The organism is Paenibacillus sp. W4I10, assembly GCF_030816325.1.
GTDB lineage: Bacteria > Bacillota > Bacilli > Paenibacillales > Paenibacillaceae > Paenibacillus > Paenibacillus amylolyticus_B.
The window spans coordinates 1,900,154-1,912,053 of record NZ_JAUSXX010000001.1; the positions used below are offsets into that span (position 1 = coordinate 1,900,154).

An 11,900-nucleotide genomic window follows, 5' to 3' on the forward strand; every position below is an offset into this window, starting at 1 on the left:
TTTCCTATCCAAGTTTCACCCGAAAGATGGGTTTAGTCCTTATTTTTTTGCAAAACCTTGCTTGTTCAAGTAGGCCATCATTTGCGGTTGAATACTTCTTTCGAGGTGATCCTTGATATGGTCACTCCATCCTTTTACTTTTTTTACGGTGAAAGGAGCTCTCGTCGGACGATTTTCATAATACTTCAGCATGGTCTCATCATAGATTGCCAATTTCTCTTGATCCATCGGTTGGTATTGATTATCAAGCAATACCATGGATTGAGGGAAGCGAGGTTTCAGTTCCGGCTTATCTCCAGCTGGATTACCGATACATAATCCCACCAGAGGGATAACATATTTAGGTAAATTCAATACGTCAGATAGTTCGCTAATATTGGCTCTGACCGCACCAATGAACACTCCGCCAAGTCCCATCGATTCAGCCGCGGTTAACGCATTTTGTGCCATCAGGCCGGCATCGAATGAACCAATCAACAGAAATTCAATATATTCAATATCCACATCCGGAGCGATTTCATGATTTCGGTTGAAATCAGCACAGAAGACCCAGAATTCTGCCGCTTCTTCAATATAGGGTTGATCGACACAGAGATGTCTGATTTTTTTTCGAAGTACTGGATCTGTGATGCGAATAATGGATACCGCCTGAAGAAGACTGAACGATGAAGTTTGATTCGCCGCCTGAAATATTGCATCTATTTGTTCCTCAGTTAGGGGTTGAGATGTGTAAGAACGAAACGATGTATGGTTATGAAGCAATTCGAGTGTGTTATTCATTAAAAACCTCTCCTTTATTCGTTGATTCCATGTTCCTGCAATCCGTATTCGTAAGGAACGCCCATATTCTCGCGTAGTGTTTTTCCTTCATATTCCTTATGGAACAAACCGCGCTCCTGCAAGATAGGAACTACCTGATTCACAAAATCTGCAACGCCATCAAAAGATACATCGGGCACGACTGAGAATCCGTCACATGCTTCAGCCAGAAACCATTCTTCCAAGAAGTCAGCAACCTGTGTCGGAGTGCCTGCAACGACCGGATGATAGTTGATGACCCCGTGAGCGAGAACATCCCTTACAGAGAGTCCTTCTTTTAATAACTTTAAGGCTCTTGGAGAACGTGGGTCCATGGGGTTGGCATATGCATTTTTCAACAAGTCTGCCGCTAAAGGTTGATCTATATCTACTGAGTTTACCGATAAGGGTAAACCAACCATGGATCCGAGGTAACTTACCCTGCTGGGAATTTCCTGAGGATTAAAGCTCATAAGCTGTTTCCGACGATCCAGAGCTTCTTCCTCCGTTGAAGCCAGAGAAAACATAAAACCTGCAAACATTTTGATATCATCGGGGTTTCGACCGAAACGGGCAGCACTTTGCCTTATCGCTTGTCTGTGTTCACGGGCAGACGTAATATCATAAGGATTGGCGTACACTCCCGAAGCATATTTCCCAGCTAATTCTACTCCTTCACCTCCTCCCCCTGCCTGGAAAATCACTGGCTGGCCTTGCTCAGAGGGCGGAATGGGCAAAGGACCACGAGATGCGTAATATTGACCCTGAAGGTTTATAGGCTGGATTTTGTCCATATCCGCAAATTCCCCTCCTTCTACATCTAACGTCCAAGCGTCTGGTTCCCAACTCCCCCACAAGGCCTGAACAATTTGTATGCTTTCATGTGCCTTGTCATAGCGTTCTTGGCGATTTTCAACCCGGGCACCGAAATTAGCCGCCGCTAGGGGGTCGGATGTGGTAACCGCATTCCATCCCACACGTCCATGACTGATAACATCCAGTGCTTTGAACTGACGTGCAATGTTGTAGGGATAATTAAATGTTGTAGAGAGGGTAGCAACAAGCCCGATGTGTTGTGTCTCTCTTGCTACTGCCATCAGTGCCAACATGGGGTCCATAGGGAACATAGGCGTCTGTGGGCCTAAATTGTTGGATAATCCTGGAGTGTCAGCGATGAAAATCATTTGAAATTTTCCTTGTTCAGCTAATTTAGCCCGTTCTACATAACTATCCATATTGGTGTAAGCTGCAGGGTCCGTGCCAGGCATTCTCCATGCGCTAAATTCGGCTCCATAACCCGAAACCATCTGTAAAGCCAGTTGCATTTCACTTCTTTTTTTCATAACGATTTTCTCCTTCGTTCTGGAAAGGCACAGATATGTGTGACCTTTCTATCGTGCGAATATATTTAGCATGCTAAATATATGGATGGATCAGCTTTTGTTCTCTTGAGTGAGGGTTATAGATATTGACGTTCACCGGTCTGGGCTGATTTCTCGACGGCATCCAGTAACTGATGAAGTTTCACCGCATCCGCGAAAGTAGGTGCTAAGGTAGTACCTTCTTGAATATCCTTGGCAAACTTACGATAAGCCTGAGCCATGTTCAGAACAAATCCGGAGTCGTTATATAGAGAATGTGGAGCCGAGTAATAGGCATCGGGAATGGTTAGTTCACGAAGCTCGTTGTCCGTAGATCCTGCACCACGTAATTGATGTGATCCGAATTGAATGGATGCAGGAGCGCTTAGAACAATCGTGCCATTGTCTCCGAAAATTTCAAGTGTGAGTCCTGTCTGATGTTTGACTCCACCTTGAATATGAACGCTGGCTGCTGCCCCATTAGTCAATTTCCCTGTAATCATGATCTGATCATCCGTTGTTTTCTTGATGACTTTCTGAATATCTACCAATTCAACTTCTGAAAACTGTTGAGCTGTGGTGGAAGACAATTCTGTAAAGTCCCCAAGCATGTAAGTGAAGGCATCCAGATTATGGCCCCCTACAATGGTCAGCAAGTTCCCTCCAACTTTCCGGTCATACAAGTACGCAGTCGACTTGTCACCAACGCCACCCATGCCATCAATGGAGATCTTCAGGTTGGCAGATAACACTTTACCCACATAACCTTCTGCCAATAAATCTTTTACATATTGAACGGCCGGGGCTTGTCTTGCCTGTAATCCAATCGCATTTGGCAATTGGGCAGAGGATACCCATTCCTGCATTTCAAGCGCTTCCTCTGTATTAGAACCCAAAGGCCATTCACAATAGATTGGTTTGCCCGCAGGAGCGATGGCTTTGACTGCATTATAATGTTCCTTGACGTTAATACTGACAACGACCATATCCACATCAGGATGCTGAGCCAACTCCTCCATATTATCAAAGCCGTGATCTGCATAGAAAGCTTCTGCGCTTTTCTTTGCACTCACCATATTACTTGTCCCAACCGCTGTAAGCTCGAATTCATCCAAATGCTGAATAGCTGGAATATGTGTTCCACTCGCCCACCCGTTATTAATGGATGCCCCTATGATACCTGTACGAATTTTTTTGCTCATTGTTAAACATCTCCCTTGTTAAAATTTACAGTATGATCGAATATCGGTTTCTCTCCAGCCCTTATCAGTCACTCATTTCTATGATATATTTATTTAGCTTGCTAACTATTCAATCGAGATAAGATTAATTATTCTTTCACACTTTAGGTAAACTAAAATTGTTTTGGTGTTGACACCATCATAAATGTATTTGTTTTGTTAGCAAAGAGGGCAATTTAAATGAACAAAGTACATCTTTTTGTACCTTTGGATCAGGAGTGATATGAATGAGAGTTTGCAATGAAGGATTTGAACAAGAGTTTATAGATGGAAAAAGTGACATGTACGCCATAGCTTTTACTCAGAATGTCCTTTCTGGGCGTTGGAAATATTTTATCTTATGGTACCTAAAAGACGAAACACGTCGATATACAGATATCAAAAAATTCCTTGGAGATCTGTCTCAAGGCTCCCTCACAAAGCAGCTTAAAGAGTTGGAGAATGATGGTGTTATTCAACGTGATGTACATCCGGAAGTTCCTCCGCGAGTTGAGTATTCGTTAACAGACAAGGGAATGAAGTTACTACCGATCCTTGAAAAGATGGAGGACTTCGGCAAAGAATACGGCTAAGTAACTTAAACCAGGCTTCCATATTACTTATAATTGTTAAAGGAGGGATGAATCGTACGAAGGATGAACTTCATGAATACGATATGATGAGCATCAAGTTTAGAGGCGTTTTTCTCCTTGCTTTTGGTACTGTTCTGACTATCGCCTCTGTTCGACTTCTACTTATTTAATAAAATCCAAAAAAAGCCGTTCATCGGCGGCTCTCAATTGAATATGAAATACCCCACTATAATTAAGATAATCGGCATTCCATACAGTAATAGAGGAAAAAACGTATTTTTTCTTAAGTTAATTGTATAAACAAATAAAGTTGCTATTATAGCAACTTTATTAAAAGACATTTTAGATTTCTTTAGCATTTTCAGGTTCATAAATTCCGTAACCATTCTTGCCATTCTTTTTAATCTTGTACATGGCTCCATCCGCATGTCTCAGTAGTTCGGAAGGCTCCTGTCCATGCTTGGGAAATAGGCTGATACCAATACTCATCGAAAGGTTGATATAGTTTCCGGCAATTTTGAAATGGGTACTGAATGCAGCTTCCAATCTTTTGGCGATGACTTCAGCATCGTGATCATCTTTCAGATGGCTTAAAATGATGAATTCGTCCCCGCCAAGTCGAGCTACAGTGTCCGCACTTGGAATTGTTTCGCTTAATCGCTTTGCCATTTCCAGCAACACTTGATCGCCAACATGGTGTCCATATGTATCATTCACTTGTTTAAACCCATCAGCATCCACAAACATGACGGCTAGTTTGTTATGGTTTCTTTGGGCATTACTGATGGCCCAGGCAAGACGGTCATTATAAGCAAGACGATTAGGCAGACCGGTAAGTGGATCATGCAAAGATAAATGCTTGCTCATTTTCTCGGAGATTTTGATTTTGGCGTACTCCGTCTCCAGTTCTTTGATCAGATTTTTAAGTTTATATACCCTTGTATTGGTGTTTGTCATGTCAGTAATCTGAATAAGGGCGTAACTCCGATCTTCATGATAGAGCGGTTCAACATGCATATTTTGTCTGAATAATTGTTCATCCTCTCCTTCATTAGGAAGAATGAATGCCTTATGTAAAGCGCTTGAGCAAAACCTGCTTTGTCCATGATACAGCGCATTTTGCAAAATATTCAGATACATGTTCGACTTAAACCGCGGGCAGACCTCAAGCAGATTCAAGCCAATTACCTCTTCCGCATTTTTGCCTGTAAGGCGTTCCAACCAGCCATTCCACACAACAACTTTCAATTGTCTGTCCACGATCATTATTCCCATATGGGCTTTGTTCAAAGCTTGTGAAATAAGATTATCCATTGTCCGCCTCCAATAAAGCGTCCATTTTGGCCAGCAGGCTCGATATGGAGTTCATACTTAATGCTATGACAATGATACCTGTCACATCCGTATCGGCAAGTAAAAACGAGGTATGTAAAACCAGGACATAGACTTCATTCTGAAGCAATATTTGTTGATCGGAATTGGTGACATAGATTAGTTCAATATCAGGCAGGACATATTCCAGTTTGATCTCCAGGAAATTACCGAATTCTCCAATAATGGCGTTAAGCAGGACATTGCTAACTTCCTTCAAAACGTCCAAATCCGTGTCCATCAGGTTCGGATCGTTCGGTATAACGCTCTCACCCAGTTCTCCAAGACAGATGTTTGCCAATACTTTAGCCTGCTCAACAGGAAACATCAGAAATGCTTTTCCCTGAAATTCGTAGCCAAACTGTAAAGATGACCTAAACAGGTGACCTTCACTAAAGAAAATGTTGTATCTTCGATCTCCAGGATCAACATCGGATATGGAGATTAGTTCCACTTCCGGAATATTCAAAACGATACGCTTGTCCACAATCTCCGACAACATGTTAGCCGCTTGTCCCACGTAAACGTTTACTAGTTCAGTAAGCAAATCCTTCTGTAAATCATTCAGCATGATAGGCCGCCTGAATCAGTTGAATCATGGTCGTTGCCTTCTCTGCGGTTAACGGTTTATTCAAAAAACCAGAAATGCCTAACATTTCAACTTCATCCCTAGTTGTCTTCTGAATATCTGCAGATAAGATAATAATTTTGACATTGCTATCCGTTTCTCTAATCATTCGAAGCATTTCTTGTCCGTTCAAACCTGGCATCAGCAGGTCGGTGGTTATAAAATCAGGTTGAAATTCCTTAAATAGGTTGTATCCTTGCTCTCCATTGTTAGCAATCTGAATCTCGCATGCTGGAATATGATCAACAATCAGCTTTGTAAGCAATTTCTGTACGAAAATGGAGTCTTCTACGATTAATACTTTCATTTTCTCTTCAGTCTCCTTGATAAAATGGTAAGAGCTCGGGATGGTCAGGCGCTGTGGACAGTTCTTGATATAGGGCTTTCGCGCACAGTGGCACCCTGAAAAAAGACTGACTGGTGAATCAAGTAAATATAAATTATAGTAACTTTAATTTAATTGTCAACAACATTATTGAATAAGGTAGATTCGTGTGCAATTGACATACTACGGCCCGCCGTTTAAAAAACGTAAAAAAACGGTCACCTAGTGACCGTTTTTGATCGGTTATCTGGAACTGCATTAAGTTTACTCTTTTACCCCTCCAAGCTGCAAGCCATGAACGAAATACTTCTGCAAAAATGGATATACGACTAAGATGGGTAATGCGGCAACAATCGTAATCGCTGCCCGAATTGATACAGGTGTGACCATGTTGCGTGCAGCGCCAAGATCTGCGCCATTGGCAACGGCTGCACTGCTGTTGGAATTCATGGAAGATGATAATAGTTTCATCAACTCATATTGCAGCGTGCTCAAGTTTTGTTTGGAAGATGCATACAGAAACGTATCAAACCAAGAGTTCCATTGACCGACTGCAATGAACAGTGCAACAGTAGCGAGAACCGGTTGGCACAGCGGTAGAATAATGGAAATGAATGTTCTGAAATCTCCAGCACCATCAATTTTGGCGGATTCGATCAATCCCTCGGGTAGTGTCTGGATATAGGTTCGAATAACAATCATATTAAAGGCACTGATCAGCCCAGGAATAATGTACACCAGGAAGTTGTTTAACAAATGCAAATCTTTCATTAGGAAGTAAGTTGGAATAAGACCTGCACTAAAATACATCGTAAGAACAACTGTAATGGTAATGGGCTTTCGTAATATATAATCTTTTCGGCTTAGTGTGTAAGCCAGCATGGAGGTTAAGAATAGACTTAAAACTGTCCCCAAAACCGTTCTCGCCACAGATATACCAAAGGCGCTGAAGATGGTCCCTCCTGCAAATACTGCTCTGTAGTTTTGATCTGTCCATACCCGAGGCCACAGATAAATCCCACCCCGGATGGTGTCATTACCGGCATTGAATGATACGGCGAGTGTATTCACAAACGGATACAGGGTAACAATCGCGATTGCGATCATCAGTATACCATTTAACGTATGGAAGACAATCGGTTCAAGCCGAGATTTATTGATTCCCATCTCTAGTCCCCCTTATATTAATCGGTCTTCCCCGAGCCGTTTGGAAATTGAATTCGCCGCAAAGATCAGCGTGATACTAACTACTGTTTTGAAGATACCTGCCGCAGTAGCCAAAGAATAATTCCCGATCTGTAGTCCGTATTTCAGGACAAATATATCTATCGTCTGTGACCAGTCGACAACCACACCATTACCTAACAGATACTGAACCTCGAATCCAGCTTCCAAAATCCAGCCCATATTCATGATCAGCAAAATGATAACAATGGATTTGATTCCGGGTAAGGTCACATACAGCATTTTCTTATATCGGTTCGCACCATCAATCTCTGCCGCTTCATAGAGGGAAGGATCGATAGACGTGATGGCCGCCAAATAAATAATGGCATTCCAGCCAACTTCTTTCCATACATGAGATGCGCCTACAATGCCCCAGAAGTATTCCGGAACGCTAAGCCACATGATAGGTTCTTGAATGATATGCAGCTTCATGAGCACCACATTCACAATCCCACCATCTACAGACAGTGAACTTGCCACGATGCCTGTCACGATAATCCATGAGAGAAAGTGAGGTAAATACGATATTGTTTGAATGGTTCGTTTATAGAACTTATGTTTGATCTCATTAAGTAAAATGGCAAATATAATTGCTGTCGCAAATCCGAGCACCATATTGATGACGCTCATCGCAATGGTATTACGAAGCACGTTAAGAAATGCATCGTCTGTTAGCAAAAACTTAAAGTGTTTGAGCCCGACCCATTCCTGCTGGGTGAAACTCTTCGCAGGACTGTAATTCTGAAAGGCCATAACCCAGCCCCAAATGGGATAATACGAGAATACGAGAATGTACGCAACGATGGGCAATGACATGAACATGAGTTGTCTTTGTCCGCGCAATCGTTTTAACAGTGGTGCTTTGGGAACGACTGTACGGGTGGTTTGCTCTGGTATGGCTCCAGGCGTGTTCGCCATCTTTCACTCCTCCTATTGGCTTGCAGCGACTTTAAGCATGATGTCCTCGGAAGGCACTCGCCTGAGTAATCCTTTGGTTGATACCTTCCGAGAGAATCATTGCCGCATTTTTTTATTTAACAGACCAGTTCTCGATTCTCCATTTCAGTTGTTCATTAATTCGGTCTTCATAGGATTTAACATCGATCTTCTTGTAAGCGTCTACATATTCAGTCCAAATGTTATCGAACTCATCCGGTTTTGACATGATTGCTTTAGGCAAGAATTTCAATGAAGTGTCTGTCATTTGTTTGTTCGCTACCGCAGCATCAGAGCCTTCTTTCAGATCGACCTGCCATGCTGGATAGTACACAGGATTCTCTGGTGCAGGGGAGAAGAAATCACTCCACGTTTTGAAGCCGTACGCATCCAGAAGTTCTTTATCTTCCGGTTTGAGGTTGTCATAGAATTCCTCAGGTTGGTTGATCGCTCCAATCGCATTGCCATCTTCAAATGTTCCTTCGAGCTTCGGTGCAGCAGCGTAGAAACCTTCTGCTTTGTTGATCAGTCTCCATGCCGGATCATCCTGCTCTTTACGTTGCTCTGGCGTACGATAGAATCTTCCCTCTTCATTCACCTGATAGTCTACACCCTCTTCACCCCATGACAAGAGCTTCTGGTACTTCTCGTCCATAAGTTTATCGAGGAATTTGATGATTGCGACAGGATCTTCAGCATCTTTACTGATACCAAAACCATTGTTCAAGTTGATAACCGGACGATCCAGATAATGATCTGTAATACTTGTATCATAGACTAGCGGGAAGCCCACGTATGTCTGGCCAATTTTCCCCTGTGCTACGAGCGGGTCTTCACCGGCTTGGAAATTCCAGTGCTGGTCGAACATACTAAGCACACGTCCTGAAGAAATTTTGGCCAGATATTGATCATAGTTCTGAACAAAGGCTTCTTTATCCAGCAATCCCTCATTGTACAGATTGTTTAGTTCTTTATAATACCGTTTGGAGATATCTTTGTCGGCAAACACGGTTGCGACTCCACTATCATCTACGACTACGCCCCCGTCATTGGGGTGACCCGTAAGATGTTCAGGTGGGTTAAGCAAAGGGAACGTCCGCCAGTCTGAAGCCAATGTAGTGAAACCAATCGTCGGTTGACCATCAATAGTTGGATTCTTGGCTGCATAATCACGGATCAACTTAGTGAAATCATCCAACGTTTTAGGAGTCGGGTACCCGGCATCCTTCAGTATGGACTTTTGGATCCAGAATGCAGGACCAGAATAATAGTTACTAATGAACTCCCCTGTATACACTCCATAGTTAGGCAACCAGTAAATATGTCCGTCACTAGAGTCTTTCATCCGGTTCCAGTCTTTACCGAAATGTTTCTTCAGATTAGGTGCATGCTCTTCAATGAGATCTTCGAGCGGAATAACCGCACCGGCTGATACCAATTTGGTATCTGCTGTGATCAAGTCAGGGAAATCGCCACCGGCAATCATAACGCCTAGCTTCTGTTGAAGATCACCCACAAGAAACTCCATCTCAAGATTGACGCCGAGTTCATCCTGGATCTTCTTGTAGATTCGGTTATCTTTAGCTGGCGCCTGATTTGGCGTTCCGATAAAGGCCGTGATGTTCAGTACCTCTTTCCCATCCTTTGTAGTCGCTTTCTCATTGTCACCGCTGCATCCTGCCAGTGCCAAACTCAAAGCCAGAACGAGTGATACGGAACCCCAAAGCTTCTTTTTCTTAAGTCCCCCCATGTACTTGCCCTCCTTGGAAGTGGTATGTCTTACTGTTTTTAGTATGAAGAAATGTATGCGGTTACAAAATATATACATTTAAGGTCTACCCCCCTGTAATTGTAGGTCTTATTCAGGAGGGGTTCTTCTTTTTCATGGATCAATTCGTATACTTTTGCCTATATTCTACAGGTTTCATGGCGGTTCGTTTTTCGAAGTGTCTGAGAAAATGCTGGTAACTGCGGTACCCAACTTGCTCCGCAATCGCACTTGATGTTTGATTCGTCTGCTGGAGCAGACGCTTCGCTTCTTCCATTCTTAAATCATGTACTACCTCGATTACACCCTTACCATACTTTCGCAAAAAGGATTGCCCTAAATGGACAGGATTCACGTAGAATCGTTCTGCGAGCTCCTGGATCGTAAATGTCTCTCTGTAATGCATCTGCACATATTCAGCAACCGTCGCCTGGATGCCACCCATTTGCCTCTCCCGGAAAATAGCCAGTTCTGACTTGCATTGCAAACAGAAATGTTCCAGATTGTTAGCAACCTCTTCTATATTTCGATGGCCCTTCTCCAGAATTCCGCTCGCCAATTCGTTCATTAGAGCATTAGGTTCTCCTCCTAATTCTCTGCACAGGGACAACCCGCGGAATATAATATGGGTAGAGAAAATATGTACAATCTCTGGCGCAGCCTTCATCTGTACAAACAGTTCAAAAGCACTCCGAATCGCAGACGAGAGTTCCTCTACAGTACCGTTTTCAAGCAAATCGCAAATATGGTCCACCTCTGACAGCGTTTCCGGATCAAACTGCCAATTCTCCAGCTGAATATCTTCGGCAAACAAAAGACGCTCTTGGTTAAAAAACAAATAACGCCCAACTTCCTGAGCGGAGTGGAAGGATTCAGGTAAATGCTCCAGTTTGTTGACCGTTAATCCAACCGCAATATGAATTTCTTCGCAGCCGTTATGTTGCATATTGTTCATCAAACGCTGGGTAAAAGTTTTAATTGCTTCAAATGTCTCATTTCTATCATTCGTTTCCTCCCCCCATACAAGTCCCAATGAGTCTCTTGTTCTGTCTATCACATAACAGCAAGTTGTTTCTTCAGCCGTTTGTTCGGCTACTGAACAGACTTCCTGAATATCTCCCTGAAAGGCTATCCGCAGGTATGCCCAATGGGACTTGTTTAAACGAGGAAGGATCTCTGACAACTCCTCCTCCGATATATTTTGCTTATCCTTAATCAGTGCAGACAAAAACGCTTTGATCCTTTGCTCGTTTGCATGTTCCATTATACGCTCCTGGTTTTCACGCTCCTGCAATTGCATACGGAGACGGACCAAAATATCCTCTGCTTCTGTACTGTCAACCGGTTTGGTTAGATAGTTGGAGACACCTAATCGAATAGCTTGTCTGGCATAATTAAAGTCACTGTATCCACTCGTGATGACAAACAGCACAGACTCATGTTCCAATCGTCGTGCTTCTTCTACAAGTTCCAGCCCATTCATCACAGGCATACGAATGTCTGTCACCACGAGATCAGGTCGATCTTGTTCCATCATCCGAATGGCTTCCTCACCGTTGGCGCACACACCTCTGATTTCGAAACCATGTTTTTCCCAATTGATCAGAAGCTGTAACCCTTCAATGGCATACGGTTCATCATCGACTAACAGTACTTTATACATGAGAGTTCAC

The 11,900-nt window shown here is 43.0% G+C and carries 11 protein-coding genes; 1 reads left to right on the plus strand and 10 read right to left on the minus strand.

Going from position 1 to position 11,900, the window contains the following annotated elements; all coding sequences use genetic code 11:
• Positions 1-39 precede the first annotated feature (39 nt).
• From nfsA to QF049_RS08485, 3 genes are all read right to left on the minus strand, one after another.
• Positions 40-780, minus strand: coding sequence for an oxygen-insensitive NADPH nitroreductase (gene nfsA, locus QF049_RS08475; RefSeq protein WP_307536521.1), 741 nt, complete (start codon positions 778-780; stop codon positions 40-42).
• Between the two features lie 14 nt (positions 781-794).
• Entirely contained in the window at positions 795-2,141 is a 1,347-nt protein-coding gene (locus tag QF049_RS08480; protein WP_307536523.1) for an NtaA/DmoA family FMN-dependent monooxygenase, read from the minus strand.
• Between the two features lie 116 nt (positions 2,142-2,257).
• Positions 2,258-3,361 carry a Gfo/Idh/MocA family protein gene (locus QF049_RS08485; protein ID WP_307536526.1) on the minus strand — a complete coding sequence of 368 codons (1,104 nt, stop codon included), beginning with the start codon at positions 3,359-3,361 and terminating at the stop codon, positions 2,258-2,260.
• 266 nt (positions 3,362-3,627) lie between these two features.
• Here QF049_RS08485 and QF049_RS08490 point away from each other — a divergent pair, with 266 nt between their 5' ends.
• The gene (locus QF049_RS08490) at positions 3,628-3,972 is read left to right on the plus strand and encodes a winged helix-turn-helix transcriptional regulator (RefSeq protein WP_307536528.1); all 345 of its coding nucleotides are present in this window, start codon (positions 3,628-3,630) and stop codon (positions 3,970-3,972) included.
• A 342-nt stretch (positions 3,973-4,314) separates the two neighbouring features.
• On the opposite strand, the gene QF049_RS08495 is transcribed toward QF049_RS08490, so the two are convergent.
• The 7 genes from QF049_RS08495 to QF049_RS08525 form a co-directional block, all read right to left on the minus strand.
• Complete coding sequence (locus QF049_RS08495; RefSeq protein ID WP_307536530.1) at positions 4,315-5,286, minus strand: sensor domain-containing diguanylate cyclase; 972 nt, start codon at positions 5,284-5,286, stop codon at positions 4,315-4,317.
• Positions 5,279-5,914 carry a hypothetical protein gene (locus QF049_RS08500; RefSeq protein ID WP_017688455.1) on the minus strand — a complete coding sequence of 212 codons (636 nt, stop codon included), beginning with the start codon at positions 5,912-5,914 and terminating at the stop codon, positions 5,279-5,281. The genes QF049_RS08495 and QF049_RS08500 overlap by 8 nt, the downstream gene beginning before the upstream one ends.
• Positions 5,904-6,278 (minus strand): response regulator transcription factor, encoded by a 375-nt coding sequence (locus tag QF049_RS08505; protein ID WP_091016260.1) that lies wholly within the window; start codon positions 6,276-6,278, stop codon positions 5,904-5,906. Before QF049_RS08505 ends, QF049_RS08500 begins: the two co-directional genes overlap by 11 nt.
• Before the next feature lie 282 nt (positions 6,279-6,560).
• Positions 6,561-7,463 (minus strand): carbohydrate ABC transporter permease, encoded by a 903-nt coding sequence (locus QF049_RS08510; protein WP_017688457.1) that lies wholly within the window; start codon positions 7,461-7,463, stop codon positions 6,561-6,563.
• Between the two features lie 12 nt (positions 7,464-7,475).
• On the minus strand, positions 7,476-8,441 hold the full coding sequence (locus tag QF049_RS08515) for an ABC transporter permease (RefSeq protein WP_083657036.1): 966 nt from the start codon (positions 8,439-8,441) through the stop codon (positions 7,476-7,478).
• 112 nt (positions 8,442-8,553) lie between these two features.
• A complete protein-coding gene (locus tag QF049_RS08520) occupies positions 8,554-10,209 on the minus strand; it encodes an ABC transporter substrate-binding protein (protein ID WP_307536533.1) in 1,656 nt (551 codons plus the stop codon).
• 139 nt (positions 10,210-10,348) lie between these two features.
• Entirely contained in the window at positions 10,349-11,890 is a 1,542-nt protein-coding gene (locus QF049_RS08525; protein WP_307536534.1) for a response regulator, read from the minus strand.
• Positions 11,891-11,900 lie beyond the last annotated feature (10 nt).